Source organism: Pseudomonas flavescens, from assembly GCF_013408425.1.
Classification (GTDB): domain Bacteria; phylum Pseudomonadota; class Gammaproteobacteria; order Pseudomonadales; family Pseudomonadaceae; genus Aquipseudomonas; species Aquipseudomonas fulva_A.
The window spans coordinates 5,638,847-5,660,010 of the sequence record NZ_JACBYV010000001.1 but is presented as its reverse complement, the minus strand read 5'-3'; the positions used below and the strand labels follow the sequence as shown (position 1 = coordinate 5,660,010).

Annotated in this window: 21 protein-coding genes; 16 read left to right on the top strand and 5 right to left on the bottom strand. The window is 63.7% G+C overall.

Annotated features, from left to right (window positions below; translation table 11 throughout):
• The first annotated feature begins 57 nt into the window (after positions 1-57).
• The 6 genes from hpaD to FHR27_RS25235 all read left to right on the top strand — a co-directional run bounded on the left by hpaD (position 58) and on the right by FHR27_RS25235 (position 5,216).
• Entirely contained in the window at positions 58-981 is a 924-nt protein-coding gene (gene hpaD, locus FHR27_RS25260; RefSeq protein ID WP_042554733.1) for a 3,4-dihydroxyphenylacetate 2,3-dioxygenase, read from the top strand.
• Positions 982-1,060: 79 nt separating this feature from the next.
• The gene (locus FHR27_RS25255; RefSeq protein WP_179539878.1) at positions 1,061-1,471 is read left to right on the top strand and encodes a 5-carboxymethyl-2-hydroxymuconate isomerase; all 411 of its coding nucleotides are present in this window, start codon (positions 1,061-1,063) and stop codon (positions 1,469-1,471) included.
• 8 nt (positions 1,472-1,479) lie between these two features.
• The gene (gene hpaH, locus FHR27_RS25250; RefSeq protein WP_042554731.1) at positions 1,480-2,283 is read left to right on the top strand and encodes a 2-oxo-hept-4-ene-1,7-dioate hydratase; all 804 of its coding nucleotides are present in this window, start codon (positions 1,480-1,482) and stop codon (positions 2,281-2,283) included.
• Between the two features lie 17 nt (positions 2,284-2,300).
• Positions 2,301-3,104 carry a 4-hydroxy-2-oxoheptanedioate aldolase gene (gene hpaI / locus FHR27_RS25245; protein WP_179539877.1) on the top strand — a complete coding sequence of 268 codons (804 nt, stop codon included), beginning with the start codon at positions 2,301-2,303 and terminating at the stop codon, positions 3,102-3,104.
• Positions 3,105-3,143: 39 nt separating this feature from the next.
• A complete protein-coding gene (locus FHR27_RS25240; protein ID WP_179539876.1) occupies positions 3,144-4,598 on the top strand; it encodes an NAD-dependent succinate-semialdehyde dehydrogenase in 1,455 nt (484 codons plus the stop codon).
• A gap of 69 nt (positions 4,599-4,667) precedes the next feature.
• Positions 4,668-5,216 carry a hypothetical protein gene (locus FHR27_RS25235; RefSeq protein WP_179539875.1) on the top strand — a complete coding sequence of 183 codons (549 nt, stop codon included), beginning with the start codon at positions 4,668-4,670 and terminating at the stop codon, positions 5,214-5,216.
• 48 nt (positions 5,217-5,264) lie between these two features.
• On the opposite strand, the gene hpaR is transcribed toward FHR27_RS25235, so the two are convergent.
• Entirely contained in the window at positions 5,265-5,687 is a 423-nt protein-coding gene (gene hpaR, locus FHR27_RS25230; RefSeq protein ID WP_042554977.1) for a homoprotocatechuate degradation operon regulator HpaR, read from the bottom strand.
• Positions 5,688-6,104: 417 nt separating this feature from the next.
• Between hpaR and FHR27_RS25225 the strand changes: the two genes are divergently transcribed.
• The 3 genes from FHR27_RS25225 to FHR27_RS25215 all read left to right on the top strand — a co-directional run bounded on the left by FHR27_RS25225 (position 6,105) and on the right by FHR27_RS25215 (position 8,558).
• Positions 6,105-7,403: an NAD(P)/FAD-dependent oxidoreductase gene (locus FHR27_RS25225; protein ID WP_179539874.1), complete on the top strand. Its 1,299-nt coding sequence runs from the start codon at positions 6,105-6,107 to the stop codon at positions 7,401-7,403.
• 69 nt (positions 7,404-7,472) lie between these two features.
• Positions 7,473-7,838, top strand: a complete 366-nt coding sequence (locus FHR27_RS25220; RefSeq protein WP_179539873.1) for a cupin domain-containing protein — start codon at positions 7,473-7,475, stop codon at positions 7,836-7,838.
• A 48-nt stretch (positions 7,839-7,886) separates the two neighbouring features.
• Positions 7,887-8,558 (top strand): helix-turn-helix transcriptional regulator, encoded by a 672-nt coding sequence (locus FHR27_RS25215; RefSeq protein WP_179539872.1) that lies wholly within the window; start codon positions 7,887-7,889, stop codon positions 8,556-8,558.
• A 72-nt stretch (positions 8,559-8,630) separates the two neighbouring features.
• On the opposite strand, the gene FHR27_RS25210 is transcribed toward FHR27_RS25215, so the two are convergent.
• Positions 8,631-10,166, bottom strand: a complete 1,536-nt coding sequence (locus FHR27_RS25210; protein ID WP_218878533.1) for a methyl-accepting chemotaxis protein — start codon at positions 10,164-10,166, stop codon at positions 8,631-8,633.
• A gap of 428 nt (positions 10,167-10,594) precedes the next feature.
• Here FHR27_RS25210 and FHR27_RS25205 point away from each other — a divergent pair, with 428 nt between their 5' ends.
• The 7 genes from FHR27_RS25205 (at position 10,595) to FHR27_RS25175 (ending at position 17,799) form a co-directional block, all read left to right on the top strand.
• Positions 10,595-11,605 carry a helix-turn-helix domain-containing protein gene (locus FHR27_RS25205; RefSeq protein ID WP_179539870.1) on the top strand — a complete coding sequence of 337 codons (1,011 nt, stop codon included), beginning with the start codon at positions 10,595-10,597 and terminating at the stop codon, positions 11,603-11,605.
• Between the two features lie 64 nt (positions 11,606-11,669).
• The gene (locus FHR27_RS25200; protein WP_179539869.1) at positions 11,670-12,599 is read left to right on the top strand and encodes a SphA family protein; all 930 of its coding nucleotides are present in this window, start codon (positions 11,670-11,672) and stop codon (positions 12,597-12,599) included.
• A 10-nt stretch (positions 12,600-12,609) separates the two neighbouring features.
• Complete coding sequence (locus tag FHR27_RS25195) at positions 12,610-13,839, top strand: MFS transporter (RefSeq protein WP_179539868.1); 1,230 nt, start codon at positions 12,610-12,612, stop codon at positions 13,837-13,839.
• Between the two features lie 60 nt (positions 13,840-13,899).
• Complete coding sequence (locus FHR27_RS25190) at positions 13,900-15,339, top strand: amidase (RefSeq protein ID WP_042554723.1); 1,440 nt, start codon at positions 13,900-13,902, stop codon at positions 15,337-15,339.
• Between the two features lie 90 nt (positions 15,340-15,429).
• A complete protein-coding gene (locus FHR27_RS25185) occupies positions 15,430-16,251 on the top strand; it encodes a molybdenum cofactor biosynthesis F family protein (RefSeq protein WP_042554722.1) in 822 nt (273 codons plus the stop codon).
• Positions 16,238-17,035, top strand: coding sequence for an SDR family NAD(P)-dependent oxidoreductase (locus tag FHR27_RS25180; RefSeq protein ID WP_179539867.1), 798 nt, complete (start codon positions 16,238-16,240; stop codon positions 17,033-17,035). Before FHR27_RS25185 ends, FHR27_RS25180 begins: the two co-directional genes overlap by 14 nt.
• Entirely contained in the window at positions 17,032-17,799 is a 768-nt protein-coding gene (locus tag FHR27_RS25175) for an SDR family oxidoreductase (RefSeq protein ID WP_042554720.1), read from the top strand. The genes FHR27_RS25180 and FHR27_RS25175 overlap by 4 nt, the downstream gene beginning before the upstream one ends.
• Positions 17,800-17,843: 44 nt before the next feature.
• Here the strand turns inward: FHR27_RS25175 and feaR are convergent, their stop codons facing one another.
• From feaR to FHR27_RS25160, 3 genes are all read right to left on the bottom strand, one after another.
• Positions 17,844-18,800 (bottom strand): transcriptional regulator FeaR, encoded by a 957-nt coding sequence (feaR, locus tag FHR27_RS25170; protein ID WP_179539866.1) that lies wholly within the window; start codon positions 18,798-18,800, stop codon positions 17,844-17,846.
• 157 nt (positions 18,801-18,957) lie between these two features.
• On the bottom strand, positions 18,958-19,533 hold the full coding sequence (locus FHR27_RS25165; protein WP_179539865.1) for a DUF3156 family protein: 576 nt from the start codon (positions 19,531-19,533) through the stop codon (positions 18,958-18,960).
• Positions 19,514-21,013: an APC family permease gene (locus FHR27_RS25160; RefSeq protein ID WP_179539864.1), complete on the bottom strand. Its 1,500-nt coding sequence runs from the start codon at positions 21,011-21,013 to the stop codon at positions 19,514-19,516. Before FHR27_RS25160 ends, FHR27_RS25165 begins: the two co-directional genes overlap by 20 nt.
• Positions 21,014-21,164 lie beyond the last annotated feature (151 nt).

Genomic DNA, 21,164 nt, shown 5'->3' with positions numbered 1-21,164 from the left:
GCGTGCATAGCAATCACAAGAACCTGGGCCGGCAGCGGCCCCGCAAGGAGAACCGTCATGGGCAAACTCGCTCTGGCCGCAAAGATCACCCACGTGCCGTCGATGTATGTGTCGGAGCTGCCAGGCCCACGCCAGGGCTTTCGCAAGGCGGCCATCGACGGTCATCTGGAGATCAGCCGACGCTGCCGGGAACTGGGTGTGGACACCATCGTGGTGTTCGATACCCACTGGCTGGTCAACGCCAACTACCACATCAACTGCGGGCCTCACTTCAAGGGCCTGTACACCAGCAACGAGCTGCCGCACTTCATCAGCAACATGGAGTACGAGTTTCCGGGCAACCCGGAGCTGGGCAAGATTCTCGCCGACGCGTGCAACCGCTTCGGCGTCGAGACCATGGCTCACCACGCCACCACGCTCGCCCCGGAATACGGCACGTTGGTGCCGATGCGCTACATGAACAAGGATCAGCACTTCAAGGTGATCTCGGTCTCCTCGCTGTGCACCTCGCACTACCTGCACGACAGTGCACGCCTCGGCTGGGCCATGCGCAAGGCGGTGGAAGAGCACTACGACGGCACCGTGGCGTTTCTGGCCAGCGGCTCGCTGTCGCATCGTTTTGCCCAGAACGGCCAGGCGCCGGAGTTCGCCACCAGAATCTGGAGCCCGTTCCTGGAAACCCTCGACGAGCGCGTCGTGCAGATGTGGCAGAACGCCGAGTGGGAAGCGTTCTGCGACATGCTGCCCGAGTACGCGGCCAAGGGGCACGGCGAAGGCTTCATGCATGACACCGCCATGCTGCTGGGTGCCATGGGCTGGTCGAAGTACGACGGCAATGTCGAGGTGCTGACGCCCTACTTCGCCGCCTCGGGCACCGGGCAGATCAACGCGGTCTTCCCGGTGACGCCACAGGATGGCTCGGCACTGCCGCCGCCACAGGCCGCCAACCCGGCGGGCGTGGTCTCGACCAGCCGTCTGTAGCCACACGCCGTCACCTCAACGCCACCGTGCAACTGGCGCTGGCACGACTGCGCTCGTGTTGGCGCAACTGGAGATCGACATGCCCCACCTGGTGCTGCTCTACACCCCCGACCTCGAGCGCGAGGCAGACATTCCCGGCCTGTGCCGGGCACTGGCCGACAGCATGCTGGCGCAGCGTGACGAGCAAGGCAAGGCGGTGTTTCCCACTGGCGGCACCCGCGTGCTGGCCTACCCGGCGACGCACTGCGCGGTCGCCGACGGCAATGGCGATTACGGTTTTCTGTACGCCAATCTGCGCATGGGGACAGGCCGCAGCGCCGCAGTACACCGACGCGTCGGCGACAGCTTGCTGGCGGTATTGCGTACCTGCCTGGGCGACATCCTCGAGCAGCGCCCGGTGGGCATCACCCTGCAGATCGACGAAGGCCAGGCCCAGGTTTACGACGGCAAGCACAGCAGCCTGCACCCTCTTTTCAACAAGACTTCCTGAGGTTTTCCATGCTCGACTCCTCCTTCATCCAGCAGGCTGCCGCCCGCCTCGACGCCGCCGAGCGGTCACGCCAGCAGGTGCGCCAGTTTTCCCTGGATCACCCGCAGATCACCATCGAGGATGCCTACGCCATCCAGCGTGCCTGGGTAGCGCGCAAGATCGAGGACGGCCGCAGGCTGGTCGGCCACAAGATCGGTCTGACCTCCCGCGCCATGCAGGTATCGTCGAACATCACCGAGCCGGACTACGGCGCGTTGCTCGACGACATGTTCTTCGACGAGGGCAGCGACATTCCCTTCGACCGCTTCATCGTGCCGCGTGTGGAAGTGGAGCTGGCATTCATCCTTGGCAAGCCGCTGAAGGGGCCGAACGTGACCCTGTTCGATGTACTCGAGGCCACCGAATGGGTGATCCCTGCGCTGGAGATCATCGATGCACGTATCCAGCAGGTCGACCCGGATACCAGGGCGACCCGCAAGGTGTTCGACACCATTTCCGACAATGCGGCGAATGCCGGCGTGGTGATGGGAGGCCGCGCCGTGCGCCCGACCGAGATCGACCTGCGCAAGGTGCCTGCGGTGCTCTATCGCAATGGCGTGATCGAAGAGTCCGGCGTTTCCGCCGCGGTGCTCAACCACCCGGCCAAGGGTGTGGCCTGGCTGGCGAACAAGCTGGCGCCCTATGACGTCACCCTGGAGCCTGGCCAGATCATTCTTGGCGGCTCGTTCACCCGCCCGGTCGCGGCCAACCCCGGTGACACCTTCCACGTCGACTACGACCAGCTTGGCAGCATCGCCTGCCGATTCGTCTGAGCTGCAAGGAGCCTGCCATGGACATGCCCATCAATAGCTTCAAACAACGCCTGCAGTCGGGCGATGCGCAGATCGGCCTGTGGCTGGGCCTGGCCGACCCCTACTGCGCCGAGCTGGCCGCCAACGCTGGCTTTGACTGGCTGCTGATCGATGGTGAACACGCGCCCAACGATCTGCGCGGCCTGCTCGGTCAGTTGCAGGCCGTGGCGCCCTACCCCTCACAAGCGGTGATTCGCCCGGTGATCGGCGACACCGCGCTGATCAAGCAGATTCTCGACATCGGCGCCCAGACCCTGCTGGTGCCCATGGTGGAAAGTGCCGAACAGGCACGCGAGCTGGTGCGCGCCATTCACTATCCGCCGTCGGGCGTACGTGGCGTTGGTAGTGCGCTGGCCCGCGCTTCGCGCTGGAACAGCATCCCCGGCTACCTGGACAAGGCCGACGAACAGATGTGCCTGCTGGTGCAGATCGAGAATCTCGACGGCCTGGCCCGGCTGGACGAGATCGTCGCGGTCGACGGGGTCGATGGCGTGTTCATCGGCCCGGCCGATCTCAGCGCTTCCATGGGCCAGCGTGGCAACCCCGGCCACCCGGACGTCCAGGCCGCCATCGAGGACGCCATCGTGCGCATCCAGAAGGCTGGCAAGGCGGCGGGCATTCTCAGCGCCGATCAGACACTGGCCCGCCGTTATATCGAGTTGGGCGCGCGCTTCGTCGCGGTCGGGGTCGACACCACGGTACTGATGCGCGGCCTGCAGACCCTGGCGGCCGATTTCAAGGCTGCGCCAGCGCCGACTACCCGCGGGGGCGGCGTCTACTGAGCGCCGCCACGACGATATCCACGCATTGCCGAGACCTCAATGAAACTCACCGACCTTAACCTGCTGCGCGAACAGGCCTACATCGATGGCCAGTGGATCGAAGCCGACGACGAGGCACGCTTCGCCGTGACCAACCCGGCCAACGGCGAGCTGATCGCCGAAGTCGCCTCCCTTGGCCGCACCGAAACAGCCAGGGCCATCGACGCGGCCCAAGCTGCGCTGCCTGCCTGGCGTGGCAAGACCGCCAAGGAGCGCAGCAGCATCCTGCGTAACTGGTTCAACCTGATACTGGAAAATCAGCAAGACCTCGCCCGCCTGCTGAGCTGGGAACAGGGCAAGCCGCTGGCCGAAAGTCGTGGCGAAATCGCCTATGGCGCCAGCTTCATCGAATGGTTCGCCGAGGAAGCCAAACGCATCTACGGCGACGTCATCCCGCATGACAAGCAAGGCCGCCGTCTGGTGGTGATCAAGCAGGCCATCGGTGTGGTCGCTGCCATCACCCCGTGGAATTTCCCCAACGCCATGATCACCCGCAAGGTCGGTCCGGCCCTCGCTGCCGGCTGCACGGTAGTGCTCAAGCCCGCCTCGGAAACGCCCCTGTCGGCACTGGCGCTGGCCGTGCTCGGCGAACGTGCCGGCATTCCGGCCGGTGTTCTGAACATCGTTCCGGGTACCCGCTCGCGGGAGATCGGCGCTGAACTGACCGGCAACCCGCAGGTGCAGAAGCTGTCGTTCACCGGTTCCACCGGCATCGGCAAACTGCTGATGGCGCAGTGCGCCGACAGCATCAAGAAGGTCAGCCTCGAGCTGGGTGGCAATGCCCCCTTCATCGTCTTCGATGACGCCGATCTGGACGCTGCCGTACAGGGCGCCCTCGGCTCCAAGTTCCGCAACAGCGGGCAGACCTGCGTGTGCACCAACCGCCTGCTGGTGCAGAGCGGCGTATACGAGGCATTCAGCGCGCGTCTGGTCGCCGCCGTGAATGCCTTGAAGGTAGCCCCGGCCGATGACGAAGGAGCCCAGCAAGGCCCGCTGATCAACGCCAAGGCAGTGGCCAAGGTTCAGGAGCACATCGAGGACGCGCTCGGCAAAGGCGCCAAGGTGCTGGCCGGTGGCAAGCCCCATCGCCTCGGGGGCAACTTCTTCGAGCCAACGGTGCTGGGCGATGTCACCCCGGACATGCTGGTCGCCCGCGACGAAACCTTCGGCCCGCTGGCACCGATCTTCCGCTTCGACAGCGAGGAGCAGGCCATCGCCATGGCCAACGACACCGAGTTCGGTCTCGCGTCCTACCTCTACACCCGTGATCTGGGCCGCGCCTGGCGCGTCAGCGAAGCGCTGGAGTACGGCATGGTCGGCGTCAACGAGGGGCTGATATCCACCGAGGTGGCGCCCTTCGGCGGCATCAAGCAGTCCGGCCTCGGCCGCGAAGGTTCCCGATATGGCATCGATGATTACATCGAGCTGAAGTACATGTGCCTGGGCATCCACTGAGGCCGAGGTATCTCCCGCTGCTTGTCACCCTTGGGCCCTTGATAGGGCCATTTTTTTGGAGATTTCTCGATGCTGCGCCAGCCCCTGAAACACCTTGTCCACATGCTGTGCCTGCTGGCGCTGGTACGTCCGGCCGTGGCGGACGATGCGGCCTATCTCGCTGCGCTGGACAAGGAGCTGGACAACCGAGCGGTTGCCCTCGACGTAGTACCGGCATTGGCTGAGCGCCACGCCGGCACCGCGCAAGGTCGGTTCTGGAGTGCCTATGCGGTGCTCGAGGCCGCCCAGTTGCCTCGCTACCAGGCTCAAGCCCGCCGCCATGATCTGCAGCGAACACGCAGTGGCGGCTTCAAGGCTCAGGCCTCACTGGCATTCTCCTGGCTGCAGGAAAAGGCGTTCGTGAAGATGCTGGCCAATGCCACGGCCGACTACCTTGCCGAGCGGCAGGCCGTACCGCGCCCGGGCGACGCAGAGACTCAGGCGTTCTGGGCCTATGTGATCGAACAGGAGCGCGTTCAGGTCGAGGCACTGGCACAGGCCAGAGAGGGGGATTACGACGCTGCTGCGGCGACCCTGCAGCGCTTTGTCGCAGAGCAGTTCAACGCCCCGCTGCAGTGAATGGCGATGCTGTGCCGTCACGGCCAGCAGCGCGCGGCCTGCACGCGATCAGGGCTTGACCGCTTTCAGATCCTTGAGCAGATCCAGCAACAGGGCGAATTTTTCCGCGCCGATCTGCTCCTCGATACGCTGATAGTTACGCTCCATTTCCACGCTCATGGCCTGGAAACATTGCTCGCCCTTTTCCGTCAGCCCGACCAGCACGCGGCGTTGGTCTTCGCTCATCTTGCGCCGGCAGACCATGCCATCGCGTTCGAGACGCACCAGCACGCCACTCATGCTCGGTTTGAGAATGCAGGCCAGACGCGCCAGCTGATGGCTCTCCAGCTCGCCCTGCTGACGCAGGATGCGAATCACCCGCCATTGCTGTTCGGTGAGCCCGTGCAGATTGAGTTGAGGACGAAAGAAACGCATGGCCGACTCGCGGGCCTGCAACAGGGTAAGGGTCAGGGAAAGACGTGGGCTCGACATGATCTCAGGCAATGATGATTCGTTAATAATTTAACCAGGCCGCCAGCTTACGCCATGACGAGGCAGGCATCGCCATTTGAAACAGCGAAACGCCAGCGGTCATGCACGTGCCTGCCAGGCTTTTGCACCGGCGTGCCAGGGCCATCACACCCCCGCCCTGTCGTTAATCTGTTCACGGCCTTGCACGATCACGACGAACGCACACCATCCGGCACTGGTTTCTCAAGCGCTCGATGAGTCGTGCACACGGGGCACCCTCGCGCGCGCGAGGACGCTGCGCCAGGCGGGCGAGAGCAGCGCGAGGCGCCTTGTCAGTCCCGGTCAAGACTGACGACAGACAGGGACAAGACGCACAGGGGGTGCAGGGGACTACTATCCCTCAACGCAGGTATCTCTCACCGTTTCCAGGTCGTTGCCATGATCAACATCGAAACACCTACCTACTACACCGCTACCAAGAAGTACGACCTCAGCTTTCCTTCACTGGATCAGGATCTGGAGGCGGATGTAGTCGTGATCGGCGGTGGTTTCTCCGGCATCAACACGGCGCTGGAGCTGGCGGAGAAAGGCATCACCAATATCGTCGTGCTGGAAGCGCGCTACCTCGGCTTCGGCGGCACCGGGCGCAATGGCGGGCAGATCATGGCCGGCATCGGTCACGACATGGAGAAGATCCGCAAGGACGTAGGCGAAGACGGCCTGCGGCAGATTTTCGAGATCAGCGACATGGGTGCCGACATCATCAAGGACCGGATCGCCAAGTACGAGATCGATGCCGACTTCTGCCACGGTTATGGTTACCTGGGCTTCAACGCGCGCCAGGAAAAGACCCTGCGCACCTGGGAGAAGGAATTCAAATCCCTCGGCTCGCCGCATGAAATCCGTTTTCTGGGTGGCTCCGAGGTCAAGCAGATCATCGGCTCCGATGCCTATGGCAGCGCCTTGCTGCACATGGGCGGCGGTCACGTGCATTCGCTGAACCTGTTGCTGGGCGAGGCCAAGGCCCTGAGCAGCCATGGCGTGAGGATCTTCGAGTACAGCCCGGCATTGGAAGTGACCTACGGCGAGCGCATCACCGTGCGCACCGGCAAGGGCTCGGTCAAGGCCAGCAAACTACTGTGGGCCTGTGACAGTTTCCTCAACAAACTGGAACCGGAGCTGCACCGCAGCACCATCAACACCTACGCCTTCCAGATCATGACCGAGCCGCTGTCGGACGAGATGATCCAGCGCATCAGCCCGATCCGCGGTGCTTACAGCGACATCCGCCCGGTCATCGACTACTACCGCGTCACCAAGGAGAACCGGCTGCTGTTCGGGGCCGCCACGCCTTTCATCGAACACATCCCGAACGACCTCAAGGCCTGGAACCGCAACCTGATGCTGAAGATCTTCCCTTACCTCAAGGACGTGAAGATCGACCTGGCCTGGGGCGGCCCGATGGCTACCAGCCCGAATCTGTTTCCGCAGATAGGCAGCCTGCCGGGTCGCCCCAACGCCTTCTTCGTGCAGGGCTACTCGGGGTTCGGTGTCACGCCCAGTCACATCATCTGCAAGGTGCTGGCAGAGGGTATGAGCGAAGGCTCCGCGCGCTACGACCTGGTCAGTTCGGTGCGCCGCATCAAGGTCATCGGCAAGGATCACTTCCGCCCTCTGCTGCTTACCGGCGGCAAGACCCTGCACCAACTGTCCGGCTACTGGAACGGTCGCCGCTGATACCGGGCAAGGCCATCACAGGTACTTGCTCATCGAAGCATTCACACCCTCTAACAGGAGCAACCACCCATGTCCCTCACTGCCATCAAGAACGGCATCACCCTCGACCAGCTGGATGCCTGGGGCACCGTTGTCGATCTCGGCTCGGAAATCCTCGAAGGCGAAGTCAGGTGTTTCGGCAAGATGACCGCCGGCGCGCCGACCGACCCGGTCAGCTCGGCCTACTTCGGCACCACCAAGGGCAAGTTCCGCATGACTTATCCGTTCAGCGAGCAGGCCACGGTCGTCACCGGTGAAGTGCTGCTGACCGACGAATCCACCGGCCAGACCAGTCGCTTCAAGACCGGCGACACCTGGTTCGTGACCAAGGGCACGCCCGTGCTGTGGGAAATCGTCAGCGACAGCTTCGTCAAACACTACTACGCGGTCGCCTGATCCAGCTGCGCCAGCCTCGGCTGGCGCCTCATTTGCCGAGGACACGCCATGCATCCACCTGCCAGCGGGTCCTGCGGCGACTTCGGTCGCCATTGCCTCAATGCCTTCCGCCAGGTGGTGCCCGCCTCGCAAGGTGCGTTCTACCGTATCGATGCACACCTGCAGGCGTACGACTTCATCCTGCTGGACATGCTCGAACCCATGCACGATGCCTATCTGCGCCACTATCGCCATGTCGACCCGCTACGCCCCGACCATTGCCAGGCCGCCGGCCTGCCGGTGGTACCGTTGCGCACGGGCCTGGCGCAGCAGAGCGAGGCAGACAACCGTCAATACCGCCGCTTTCTGCAGCATCATGCCGTGGTGGACGTGGTGGAAATCATCGCCCATGTCGATGGCAAGCCGAGCGCTGGCGTCTCGCTGTTGCGCGGCGCCCACCTGGGGCCTTTTCGCCCCGAAGAACTGCAGTGCCTGCTGCCCCTGCATGGTCTGATGGAGCTGGCTGCGCGCAGCCAGCCACAGAGTGCCGGCGATCGCCTGAAGGCGCTCACACCGCGGGAGCGCGAGCTTGCCCTGCTGCTGCGCGACGGCCTGCCGAACAAACTCCTCGCGCGCCAGCTGGGCCTTGGGCTGCCGACGATCAAGACGCACTTGCTGCATCTCTATCGCAAGCTCGGTGTGAGCAACCGCACCGAATTGATCAGCAGCCTGTTTCTCTGAAACCAGGCCTGGGCTGCCGGGGCCCTAACCCGTCGCAGGCGCCGCGGATTCGGGTCGCCTGCCTGATCGTTCTCAGCACGGTAGACGGGCCAGCTCACTGGCATCCACAACACCTTTGAGTTCGAAGCTGCCCGCGGGTGGAGTCAGTGCTCCGCCCTGCCAGTTGGTTTCGATTTCCTTGCGCCGCGGACTGTCCTGGAACTGCACGAGGAACTCATTGACCTTGGCCAGCAACCTGGCGTTTTCCGCCCGCCTGGCCACCCCGACGCTGTAGCACCAAAGTCGATCACCAAGCGGTTGCGGCAATATGTCCAGCTTGCCGAACCAGCGGCTCTGGCGATGGGTAGCGGCCCAGTGATAGATCGGCCGCTCGACGGTGAAGGCATCCACCACGCCTTCAGCCAGGGCGTCATGGATACGGGTCTGATCGGAGAACACCATCAGATTGGCCAGCTCGACACGGCCACCGGGCATGTGGCGATTGGCGGGCCAGCGCACACCCAGCTGGGCCAGGGTTTCCAGGGCCACGGGATCGTTTCCGCAACCGAGCACCCGCCCCTGCAGGTCGGCCAGACCGCCGATGCGCTCGTCACCCTTGCGGCGCGCGAGAATCAGCGGAGCGAAACTGTAGGGGCGGGAAAACGCCAGATCCTCGAAAGCAGGCGAAGCAGGCAGCGCGCTCCACATCAGGTCGGCCGGTGCCTCCGCCGGGCGACGGCCAAAGGCCAGCAACGACATGCACTGCTCCCAGCCATACTCGACGAACTCCACCTCGACGCCGAGCCACTGCGCGAAGGCTCTGACGTAATCGGCATCCATGCCACGCAACGGTTCGCCAGGCCGCTGGCGAAACGACAAACCGACCAGCTGTGGCTCGATGGCCACCCGCAGGCGGCCACGCTGGAGCACGTCGGCCAGGCGATCCTGATCGGGGCGGATGGCGATGTGCTGCTCGGCAAGCAGCCGCTGCAGGCCTTGCTCCGGCAACGCAGCATCCTTGGCCAGCACCTGTGCGGCGCCGCGCCCCAGACTGGCGGCACGCTCGGCAAGCCCCAGCAGGTAGCCCAACCGCTGCTCCAGCTGCGGGGCACTTTCCAAAATAACCCGGTTGGTCTGCTGCAGACCTCCGACGTTACCGCTGACGGTGGCGAACAGTGCGTTCATCTGCCCCAGCGAATCGTTCAGGCGGCGAGTCAGCAGGTCGAAGCTACCCTGGCTATGGGACGACACGCTGTTCATGCGTTTCTGCAGGTGACTGAGGTCCATGCGCTCGGTCGCATCGCGGGCACTGAGCAGAGTGCGCTGCGCCAGTTTGCGCACCTCGTCGGCAACCACTGCAAACCCCCGCCCTGCCTCCCCGGCCCGGGCCGACTCGATGGCCGCATTGAGCGCCAGCAGGTTGACCTGCTTGGCGATATCGCCAATGTCGCTCAGCACCGTGATCACCTCGTCGGATTTGGTGGTGATCTGCACGGCCACGTCATCCAGATGCTGACGAATATCGCGCTCCACCTGCTGCAGGTGTTCGCTCAACGCCCGCTGCATGGCTTCGGCCAACGCACTGCTCTGGCTCATGTGCCCGGCCGAGTCGGCCAATGCGTGCTCCATTTGCTGGCCCCTGCGGTGAATTTCGATACAAGCCTGACGGGAGCTGTCCAAGCCCGTGGCGACAGCGCCGGTAAGACTGCTCAGCAGTTCCAGTAGGCGCCGCGACAGCCACTGTGTCGCGCTCGGCGGTGCAAGTGGTACTTCGGTAACAATCACAGGCACCGCACTGTCCTGCGGTGACGGTTTGTTGAACCAGCTTCTAAGCATGACGAGACGCTCCCAGGGTGATTGGCGAGCCCTTTCTTACGCGCTGCCGGACACCGATGCTTGTTCCGCCTTGCCACTGTTCTTGGCCCTGACTGCCAGGCTACAGCCCTGCGCTGGCGGGCTTTATCCGTTTTCGGCAAAGCTCGCTCCTCAACAGCCCGAAGGAACGAAAATTGCCTGTTCACGGCAATATCAGCGGTCGTCGTGAAAGGGTTTCGAAAATGCACAGTCATGCCGTCGTCAGCAGTAATCCCGGATCCGTGGCTGCCATCGCAGACAACCTCGTGCACTACCGGCAAACCCAGGACATCGAGGAGCATGCCCAGAGCCTGCAAGGCTGGCAGCTGCGCTACGACCAGCTCGGCGCCGGCCAATTCAATGGTGAGCTGACCGAGATCCACCTCAGTGGCATGCAGCTGATTCGCGACCGTGCCAGCCAGGCAATGGTCAAGAATGGTGCGGCCTGGCCCGGTGCGATCACCTTCAGCATGCCGCTAAGCGCAGACCCGCACTTTCACTGCACCGGCCACTCGATCCATCAACCCAGCCTGCTGGTGGCCCGCTCCGAGCAACTGCCGGAGCTGCGCGTACCGGGCGGCCTGGATCTGATCTGCATCGCCATCGACGAGCAGCCGCTGCAGGAGGCATTGCAGCGCCAGCAGCGCGAGCTCGACTTGAAGCATTTGCCCAAATGCTACCGACTGCTCAGCGACGCCAATCAGCAGGAGCTGGTCCGCCTGTTCGGTGACGTGCTCGATCAGTATGGCAACGGCACGGCGCTGCTCGATCACATCACCATCCGCGGCGCCATACGCGATGCCATTCTGATGCACCTGCTGGAACTGATGGACAGCGAAGACGATCACCCGCTGCCACTCAGCGCCCGCAAGCGCATGGTCGACCGCGCCCGCGATTACGCCCTGGCCAACCGCGACCGCCCCTTGAACATTCTCGAGTTGTGCAACCAGATTGGCGCCAGCCGACGCAAGCTGCAGTACTGCTTTCAGGAAACCCTGGGCACCAACCCGGTGGCGTACCTGAGGGCACTTCGGCTGAACGCCGTGCATCGCCAATTGCGTCAGGGCAACAGCACCGACTCGGTGCAGGCAGTAGCGGCGAACTGGGGCTTCTGGCACCTCAGCCGCTTCGCCACGGACTACCGCCAACTGTTCGGTGAACGCCCTTCCGACACCCTGCGCCGGGCACGTGGTTTCTGTGCTGAAATCGGATAACGCTCGCCATTGAGAGCCCCTAGGCTGGAGCCCGTACCAGCCAACATAAGAAAAGGGGTTTTCCATGCACAAAGAAAGAAAATCACCGCTGATCGCATCAGGCTTGCTGCTATTTCCATTACTTATCTCAACACCTGCAGAAGCCACCGAGAACGGCTCGCCCACAACTCCCGCCGGGGTCTACGATTTCGGTGCTGGCATGTCGCCGCCAGCCACGCCGTTCGGCACATTGGGCATTCGCACCGCGTACTACTCGACCAACGTTCAAAAGGATCGTCACGGCGACAAGGTCAACAACGCTTTTTCCCTGGACGTCCTGTCGGTCGGTCTGGCCTACATCCGCATGACCGACCAGCAGCTGTTCGGCGCCCAATACGGCTTCGGCGCGGTGATGCCGTTCTTCCAGATGGACGCGCGCCTCAAGGTCAACACGCCGTTCGGCCCCTTGCGCTTTCAGGAGGAAGTGTTCCGCCAGGCGGACCTGCAGGTGATACCGCTGATCCTGCAGTGGAACCTGTCGCGCAACCTGTTCGTCAACAGCCAGTTGCAGGTCCAGGCCCCCACCGGTGACTACGACGAAGATCGACTGATATCGCCAGGCCTCAATCACTGGACCGTGTCGCCACTGCTCAACGCCACCTGGATCAGCGATACCGGCTTCGAAGCCTCCTCCAGCTTCCAGCTGGACTTCAACACCCGCAACCATGCCACCGACTACCGCAATGGGGTCGAGTACCGCCATGAGTTCGCGGTTGGTCAGCACGTAGGCCCATGGACGGTCGGCCTTGGCGGTTATTACTACCGTCAACTGACTGACGACGACGGCCCCAACCTGGATCACGGCAACCGTGCACGAGTGCTGGCGGTCGGCCCGGCTGTGAGCTTCTTCAAACCGGGCTTACCGCCGGTGTGGCTGCACGCCTACAAGGAGTTCGGCGCCCGTAACCGCGCCGAAGGCCACACCATCGCCCTGCGCATGTCCCACAGTTTCTGAGGCCATCACCATGTCCATAGAACAATCCGTTTCCGCGGTGGTGCCGTCACGTCAGGCCAGCGGTCGTCGTGAAGGGGTTGTGCTGTTGCTGGGCAGCAGCCTGACCATCATGGGGGCGGTAATGGTCGCCCCGATTCTGCCCAAACTCGGCGCCGAGTTCGGCCCGGTTGATCCACGTGCAGACCTGCTGGTTCCCCTGGCGGTTACCGGCCCGGCACTGGCCATCGCCATCGTCGCGCCACTTGCCGGCTGGCTTGCCGACAAGGTCGGGCGCAAGGCACTGCTGGTGGTCGCCACGCTGCTGTACGCAGTGCTCGGTGTGGTACCGGCACTGCTCAACGACCTGACCAGCATCGTCGGCGCACGCCTGCTGTTCGGTTGCGCCGAGGCCGCGATCATGACCTGCTGCGCGACCCTGATCGCCGACTACTGGCGTGGCGAGGAGCGCATGCGCTTCGTCAACCTGCAGGTGGTCACCATCGGTTTGGTCGGCGCGCTGTTCTTCGTGCTCGGCGGCGTACTCGGCGAGCACTCCTGGCGCCTGCCGTTTTACCTTTACCTGCTACCGCTGCTGCTGGTTCCAGCGATGATCCGCGTGCTTTGGGAACCATCGCGAACAGCCACCACGAGCATCACCCGCGAAGGAGATGAGCAGGTCTCCATCCCCGTCCTGCTGGTCGGTTATCTGTTGGTTCTCGGCGGTATGATCCTCAACTTCATCGTGCCTGTGCAGACCCCCATTCTGCTGGTCGGCATGGGCGTCACCTCCAGCACGATGATCGGTGCCTGTGCCGGGCTCGGCCTGCTGGCAACCCTGGGCGGCTCGCTGACCTGGCCGGTGCTGCGCAGAACCCTGGGCATCGCCGGCTGCAACGCTCTACTGCTGACGCTGCTGGCCCTGGGGCTGTGGCTTCTGTTGCGGGCGCAGAGTTACCAGGAGGTTCTGCTGGCGGTGACCATCCACGGTCTCGGCGCAGGCTTGCTGGTACCCAACGCCATGGCACCGGTCATGAACGCCCTGAGCGCCAGTACCCGCGGCCGGGGCCTGGGCATCTTCACGGCCTGCCTGTACATCGGCCAGTTCGTCAGCCCGCTGGTGGTGGCCATGCTCGGCGGCTTCGGCCACGACCTGCGAAGTGCCATCCAGTGGCTGGCCATCGCCAGCCTGGTGGCAGCCGCAGCATGGACCTTGGCGGCCCTGTTCAAGCCGCGCCACGACGCACTCGGCACTCACCTCTGAATACCCTCCATCGCCACCATGGGCACTGCCCATGGTGGCCATCATCGTTCGAGGATCACCATGCAAGACATCCACGCCCTCATGGATCGACACGACGCCACCGGCCTGGCGCAATTGATCGGCAATCGCGAAATTAGCCGTAACGAACTGCTCGAAGCCAGTATCTCCCGCCTGGAAAAGGTCGAGCCGCAGCTCAATGCCGTAGCCGAAAAGCTCTATGACAGCGCCCGCAACGCAGCTCCCGTCGATGGGCCACTCGCTGGTGTACCGACGCTGATCAAGGACCTTTTTTCGCCACTCGCCGAAGCGCGGATGAGCAACGGCTCCCTGGCGCTCGGCGAATCCAGGCTGGGCCTGGACGACGCCGTGGTGGGACGTCTGCGCGAGGCTGGCTGCCAGTTCATCGGCACCACCACATCGCCGGAATTCGGCACTTCGTACACCACCGAGTCGACCCGCTTCGGCGCCACCCGCAACCCCTGGAATCCAGCACACAGCTCGGGTGGTTCCAGTGGCGGCGCAGCGGCACTGGTGGCTGCACGGGTGGTGCCCTTCGCCCACGGCAACGATGGTGGTGGTTCGTTGCGGGTACCGGCTTCGTGCTGCGGCGTGTTCGGCCTCAAGCCCAGTCGTGGTCGCATGCCCAGCGGCCCGCTGGTGGGCGAAGGCTGGGCCGGCATGGGCACACCCCATGCGATCACCCTGTCGGTACGCGACAGCGCTGCGCTGCTCGACATCACGGCAGGTGCCGACCTGGGTGCCCCTTACGCTGCACCCTGGCAGGACGGTCCCTTCGTCGACAGTCTGCACCGGCCACGGCGTCGACTGCGCATCGCCCTGGTGGAAAACCTGGCGCCCTGGAGCAGCGGCCCGCAAGCGCTTGCCGCCGTTCGCCATACGGCAAGACTGTGCGAGTCCCTGGGCCACCATGTAGAACCGGCGGTGCTGCCGGTCGAGCCACTGGAGTTTCTCGATCAGGTATTCGACGTGATCGGCGCCAGTACCCGTAGCTACCTCGACCTGGTCGGCGAGATGCGTGGGCGGGCAGTGGTCAATGAGGAACTGGAGCCGCGGACGCGGGTGATCCTGCGTGAAAAGGGCGGTGTCAGCGGTGCCCGCTATGCAAGCGCCGTTGAAGGCATCCACGCCCTTGGCCGCAGGCTGGCGCACTTCTTCGTCGACTACGACATCGTGCTGACCCCTACCCTGACACGCGAGCCACCGCTGATCGGCAGCCTGGATGTCTTCGACGAGAGTATCGATCTGGCCACGCTGATCGAGCACTTCCACAGTTACTCGCCATTCACCGCACTGTTCAATGCCAGTGGCCAGCCGGCAATGTCGGTACCGCTGTACTGGACGCCGGACGGTCTGCCCATCGGCTCGCATTTCGCCGCGCGCTTCGCCGAGGAGGGCACCCTGCTCGCGCTGGCGGCACAGCTCGAACAGGCCCAACCCTGGGCGGCACGCGTGCCGCCGATCAACGCGCTGCACGGCTGAAACAGGTGGCGGGCATCAACCATCCGGTTGATACCCGCCGCATCTCGGCCAACGCAACATGGACTTCCCGCAACCCACTGGAAGATCATCATGAGCACGACATCCGACTGGATCACCGTAGGCGCCCTGGCCGACGGTTTCGCCCCTGCAGCATTCATCCTGCCGAACCTCGCCGAGCTGGCTGGCAAAAGCTTCACGCTGTTGTTCGCCAACGGCTGGGAGATCGCGCATCGCTTCGATGCCGAGCGACTGCACTGGCATGCCGCCGATGGCCACTCCACGGGCAGCGCCAGCTACCGCGCCACGTCGATCCGCCCAGGCATCTATCTGGTCGACTTTCTCAAGAACGAGCGGGGTCAGGATTGGTCGATCAGCCTGGTGCTGGATACCCACAGCCAGTCCTTTACCGCCGTGATCGGCAAACTGCCGAGCGCCACCGAAACCCGTGAAGGGCTGTACGCCCGCGCGCTGGCTGGCAAACCGCTGACCAGCGTCGAAGCGACGTTTTTCCATGGCACGCTGGATCGTCCCTGGCGCGAAGGTGCCTGCCCGCATGCGCCAACCGATGAACTGGTCGGCATCCGCAACCGTTATCGCTACAGCCCGACCGAGGTCTACGAACACATCTACCTCAATCAGAACTACTACGCCTGGCAGTGCCTGAAAGGCGTCGAGCAGGGCCTGTGCGACACCGACCGCTGTCACTACTACAAGATCACCGATGAGCTGTACCTGTTCGTCTGGCGCGAGAAGATCGTCCCAACTCTGGGCCTGGTGATGATCGACCTCAAGAACCATCGCAGCGACGGCAAGATCTTCGGCTACGCCGGTGACGGCTTCGAGACCCTGTCCAATTTCCCGGTAGCGTCCTATTGCGACCTGCTCAACCACACGGAGCATGGCGATGACTAGAACCGTCGTCATCACCGGAGCTGGCACGGGGATAGGCGAAGCCTGCGCCCGTCAGTTGGCGGGCGAAGGCGCCAATCTGGTTCTGATCGGCCGACGCGCCGAGCCGCTGCAGCGGGTCGCCGAGGAAACCGGTGGCCTGGTGCTGGTCGGCGACGCGGCCAGCAGCGAAACCTGGGCAGGCTTCATCGGACGAATTCGCGAGCGCTTCGGCGGTGTCGACGCCCTGCTGGCCTGCGCCGGCGGGCACGGTCTGGGTAGTGTGACCGATACGGACGACGCGACCTGGCAAGCGGCACTGCGCAGTAACCTGGATAGCGCCTTCTATAGCGCCAGGGCGTGCCTGCCCCTGTTGATCGAGCGGCGCGGCGGCATCGTGCTGCTGGGTTCCATCGCCTCCCTCGCTGCAGGCCCCGAGGTCTGCGGCTACACCACGGCCAAGCACGCGCTGCTCGGCCTCAACCGCTCCCTGGCGAACGATTACGGCGCCGTTGGCGTTCGGGTCAACTGCGTCTGCCCGGGCTGGGTGCGCACGCCGATGGCCGATGCGGAAATGCAGCCACTGATGCAGCACCATGGCGATGATCTGGATGCCGCCTATGCCCGCGTGTGTGCCAACGTTCCGCTGCGACGCCCTGCCACACCCGATGAAATCGCCAATGTCTGCCGTTTCCTGATCAGCGACCAGGCATCGATCATCACCGGAGCCTGCATCGTCGCCGACGGTGGCTCGAGCATCGTCGACGTGCCGACGCTCGCCTTCGCCAATATGGGGATCACCACATGAATCATGACTTCAGCGGGCGCCACGTACTGGTCACCGGGGGCGCTCAGGGAATCGGCGCGGCCATCGTCGAGGGCTTCGCCCGTGCTGGCGCCGAGGTGCTGATCGTCGACCTCGATCTGCCGACGGCACAACGTGTCGCGCAGCGCCTGGGCGCAGAGGGCCATAGCGTCACGGCACGCGGGCTCGATCTCGTCGATCGCGAGGCGACTCTGCAGTTGCTGGGCAACCTCGCGCAGCTCGACATACTGGTACATAACGCAGGCTACTTTCCGCTGACAGCACTCGCCGATATCGATGCGCAAACGCTGGAACGCACCCTGGCCGTCAATCTCAGCGCGCTGTTCTGGCTGACCCAGGGCGCTCTGCCACTGTTCACCCAGCGAGGCAGCGGCTGCGTACTGGTCACCTCATCGGTGACCGGCCCCCGCGTGGCCTATCCCGGGCTCAGCCATTACGCCGCCTCCAAGGCTGGGGTCAACGGCTTCATCCGCAGCGCCGCTCTGGAGCTGGCCAAGCAGGGTGTGAGGGTCAATGGTGTCGAGCCGGGCATGATCCGTACCCCGGCGATGGATAATCTGGGCGACGCCCAACTCGCCGCCCGTATCGCTGCGGCGGTTCCACTGGGGCGCCTGGGCGAGCCGGAGGACATCGCCGGCGCCATGCTGTTTCTCGCCTCGGACGCTGCGCGCTATATCACCGGGCAGACCATCATCGTCGATGGCGGCGCTACCTTGCCGGAAACCCTGGCGACCCTTTGCGCATGATGCCAGCCGCGTATCCGCCGAGCGTCGGATACGCGGTGGCGGCTTCAGGCGACGCCTGCAGTCTCCATCAGCGCCATGGCGCGATATTCCTTGGGCGACAACTGGAAGTGCTTCTTGAAGGCACGGCTGAAGTGCGCCGAGTCGGTGAAACCCCACTTGTAGGCGATCGAGGTGATCGACTCGCTGCGCAGGAAGTGGTTGGAAAGGTCTTCCGCGCTGCGCTTGAGACGCGAGCGCTGGATATAGCGGCAAACACTGTCGTTCTGCTCTTCGAACAGCCGATACAGGTGGCGCACGGAGATATTCAGGCGCCCTGCCAGCCCTACCGGATTGAGATTGGGCTGGGTCAGGGACTCGTCGATGATCTTCTGCACGTAGCTGCGCAGATTGGCGCCATGCAGTGCGTCGGCCGGCAGGGCTTCTTTGTAGCCCTGCGACAGCGCAGGGGCCAGCAGGGAAATGAACGCAGTTCGCAGCGCCTCGCTCTCGCCCCCCTGGTCATACTCGCTTTCCGGCTCTCGGCAGAGCTGATCGACCAGCATGTGCAGCATCTTGCCGCTGGGGCTGGCGGTGCTGATCTTGCCGAACTTGGCGTGCTTGAGCACACGCTCGACCTCGTGGCGCGGCAAGGACAGCGAGGCATGCTCGATGAGGCCGAATGGCGTGATCTCGCAGGAGCCCACGGAATCCATCAGCAGCAGGTCGCCCGGCGCCAGCTGGATGCTGGTGCCATCCTGGGAAATCTGGGAAAAGCCGCTGCGCTGGCTGACCAGAAAACAGCTCTGGTCATTGTCGTGATCGGCCTTGATCGAATTTCGGGCGATCAGCCCCGCATTGGTACGCAGGTGGGCCATCGGCAGGCCGGCATGACACTGCAGCGATATTTCCCCGATGAACAGGGATCGGTTGAACGCCATCTGGGTCTCGAACTGACCGCAGATCGCCTGCAGGGCGGTTTGCCAACCCTCCAATCCTTCGTGAGCCATGAGCTGGCCGTTCATACGCACCTCCGGGGGATGCTGATTTGTTTTTGTCGCTAAATAGTTAACATGTTATCGATAGAGGCGCAACAGGGATTCCTCTGCAGCGAAATATGCAGATTCGATGCCAGTTCGATAAGAGGTTAACGAATGCGCGCCGTGCAGAGCAGCGGCGCGTTCAATGCCTGCGCAGGATGCGTTGCAGGTGGCTCAGGGCGGCGATCAGCGCGCCTCGCTGGCGGTCGTCGAGGCGGATGTAACGGCGAAAACTCGGCATGCGGTTGACCACCTCACTGGCGGCCATGTGCTCCAGGGACACGTGCCAGTTGCCATCGCTGCGCACGATCTGCAGGCGCTTGAAATCCAGCGGCATCAGGGCGCCCATGAGCGCCTCGTCAGCCAGCATGGCGGCCTCCACCGCCTGCACATCGCCAACGCGACGCTGGGCAACGATACCGGCGCGCCTGATCGCACCACTGTGGCGCAGCTCCAGCCTGGCCTGCTCGGTTTTGCACGACGGTACGCTGAGCACGAAGTCGGTCAGCACCAGGTGCATGAGCAGCTCCGAATGAGTGCGCTCATGGGCCTCGAACTGCAGTCCCGCATCGGGAACGTCGAAACGCCCCCGGGTGCCGTCCAGCTTCTCGAAGCCCAGCCCGGCCAGGTTGCGACGCACGTGCTCCAGCGTTACCCCCGGCCGATAGCCGGAGGGGCTACTGGCCCTGGCGAAGAAATCAGACAGCCTTCGAAGCATGGGCGTAGGACTCGCTGATCTGCACACCCGATTCGTTGCGAAACTCCTTTTCCAGGATTTCCTCGACCGGCACCGGGCGGAACGGATTGACCTTCTGAACCACGACCGTCCAGAACAGGGCGTATACGGCGGTCAGGCCAAGCATGATGGCGAATGGTACGTAGACGTCGCTGCGCTCCATGCCTGGCGGAGCGATGAACCACAGACCGATGAGAATGCCCACGCTGGAAACGATCTGTGGCAGCGGAAAGAACGGTGACTTGTAGGCCCTTGGCAGATCCGGGCGGCGAATGCGCAGGATCACCACCGACAGGGTGACCAGCAGGTAGGCGGTTCCCCAGGCACAGACCGCGGCGAGGATCAGCGGCACGATATGATCCGTATTGCCCCCCAGGTAGGCGGCATGCGCACAGGGAATCAGCATGGCTGCGGCGATGCACACCAGTGGCGTCTTGAAGCGCGGATGCAGATAAGCGAAGACTTTCGGCAATGCGCCATCCACCGCCATGCCGTACATGATGCGTGGCACCCCGGCCATCAGCGTATTGATGGTCGCGGCCCCGGCGAACAGAAAGCCGATACCCAACCACACCGGGCCGATATCCCCCATCACCTGCTGAGCGAACTGCGGAATGGCCATGGGCGTATCCAGCAGATGAACGCCGCTGGCCTCATCGAGCAGGACGTTCTCGACCTGGCGCTTCATCGCCGCGCCATAGATGAACATGCAGGAGGCGACACCCAAAAGCCCCAGAGCCATGGCCCGAGGCATGGTCTTGTGCGACTGGCGCAGATCAGGAGCCAGTGGGGTGACGAATTCGCAGCCGACGAACATGAACATGGCCATGCCCACCAGCGACAGGACGGTAAGCAGATCGGTGCCTACCAGTGATGCCCCAAACCAACCCTCGAGCGCCACAGCCGGTGCCGACAACAGCCCCAGTACACCGAAGATCATCAAGGTCGTCCACATCCCGAAGGTGAGTAACACCTCGGCTTTGCCGAACACGCTGACACCGAAGGCATTGAGGATGCCGAAGACGATGACGAATCCCACGCCCAGCATCCACGAGCCTCCAGCGCTGTCGGCCAGAGTATTGAGGTGCTCGAAGTTCACCAGCGCCATGACCCCCGCCAGGATGGTTTCCGCCGTCCCGGCGAACACATGCACGATCAGGTAGGCGGCGACGGTGCCGGTAATGGCGAAGAAGCGTCCCATGCCACAGGAGATGTAGTCATACACCGAGCCGGTGGTGGGCAATATCGAAGCCGCCTCGGCGAACGTGGTGGATTGCGCGAGCATCATCACCAGCGCGATGAGCATCGCCACGGCGAAAGCGCTGCCGCCGATCCCGAAGCCCATGGTGGCTGTGAGGATCACCGGGCTGGCCATGATCAGCCCGATGGTGCTGGCGAGGGCCGTGGGAAACCCCACGGTTCCTCGGCTCAGATGCTCATGAAGTTTGTCGTGGGTCGACATCGTCGTGGACCTCGAAAGCAGATTTTAATTATTAGGGCTCTCGGCACTCTTGCGGCACCGTGAGCGGATCGACCGACCTGATCACCGCACACATCACCAACCACATAACGCTTGCAGCGACCAGTACGGGACACTTTGCGCCCGCCCCTGC

Bases quoted from the DNA above. Each gene is read 5' to 3' on its own strand.
- FHR27_RS25235 (WP_179539875.1), top strand. From the start codon at position 4,668: ATGCTGCGCCAGCCCCTGAAACACCTTGTCCACATGCTGTGCCTGCTG.
- hpaI (WP_179539877.1), top strand. From the start codon at position 2,301: ATGGACATGCCCATCAATAGCTTCAAACAACGCCTGCAGTCGGGCGAT.
- hpaD (WP_042554733.1), top strand. From the start codon at position 58: ATGGGCAAACTCGCTCTGGCCGCAAAGATCACCCACGTGCCGTCGATG.
- FHR27_RS25175 (WP_042554720.1), top strand. From the start codon at position 17,032: ATGAATCATGACTTCAGCGGGCGCCACGTACTGGTCACCGGGGGCGCT.
- hpaH (WP_042554731.1), top strand. From the start codon at position 1,480: ATGCTCGACTCCTCCTTCATCCAGCAGGCTGCCGCCCGCCTCGACGCC.
- FHR27_RS25220 (WP_179539873.1), top strand. From the start codon at position 7,473: ATGTCCCTCACTGCCATCAAGAACGGCATCACCCTCGACCAGCTGGAT.
- FHR27_RS25210 (WP_218878533.1), bottom strand. From the start codon at position 10,166: ATGGAGCACGCATTGGCCGACTCGGCCGGGCACATGAGCCAGAGCAGT.
- feaR (WP_179539866.1), bottom strand. From the start codon at position 18,800: ATGAACGGCCAGCTCATGGCTCACGAAGGATTGGAGGGTTGGCAAACC.
- FHR27_RS25180 (WP_179539867.1), top strand. From the start codon at position 16,238: ATGGCGATGACTAGAACCGTCGTCATCACCGGAGCTGGCACGGGGATA.
- FHR27_RS25200 (WP_179539869.1), top strand. From the start codon at position 11,670: ATGCACAAAGAAAGAAAATCACCGCTGATCGCATCAGGCTTGCTGCTA.
- FHR27_RS25185 (WP_042554722.1), top strand. From the start codon at position 15,430: ATGAGCACGACATCCGACTGGATCACCGTAGGCGCCCTGGCCGACGGT.
- FHR27_RS25195 (WP_179539868.1), top strand. From the start codon at position 12,610: ATGTCCATAGAACAATCCGTTTCCGCGGTGGTGCCGTCACGTCAGGCC.
- FHR27_RS25240 (WP_179539876.1), top strand. From the start codon at position 3,144: ATGAAACTCACCGACCTTAACCTGCTGCGCGAACAGGCCTACATCGAT.
- FHR27_RS25190 (WP_042554723.1), top strand. From the start codon at position 13,900: ATGCAAGACATCCACGCCCTCATGGATCGACACGACGCCACCGGCCTG.
- FHR27_RS25205 (WP_179539870.1), top strand. From the start codon at position 10,595: ATGCACAGTCATGCCGTCGTCAGCAGTAATCCCGGATCCGTGGCTGCC.
- FHR27_RS25160 (WP_179539864.1), bottom strand. From the start codon at position 21,013: ATGTCGACCCACGACAAACTTCATGAGCATCTGAGCCGAGGAACCGTG.
- FHR27_RS25165 (WP_179539865.1), bottom strand. From the start codon at position 19,533: ATGCTTCGAAGGCTGTCTGATTTCTTCGCCAGGGCCAGTAGCCCCTCC.
- FHR27_RS25215 (WP_179539872.1), top strand. From the start codon at position 7,887: ATGCATCCACCTGCCAGCGGGTCCTGCGGCGACTTCGGTCGCCATTGC.
- FHR27_RS25255 (WP_179539878.1), top strand. From the start codon at position 1,061: ATGCCCCACCTGGTGCTGCTCTACACCCCCGACCTCGAGCGCGAGGCA.
- FHR27_RS25225 (WP_179539874.1), top strand. From the start codon at position 6,105: ATGATCAACATCGAAACACCTACCTACTACACCGCTACCAAGAAGTAC.
- hpaR (WP_042554977.1), bottom strand. From the start codon at position 5,687: ATGTCGAGCCCACGTCTTTCCCTGACCCTTACCCTGTTGCAGGCCCGC.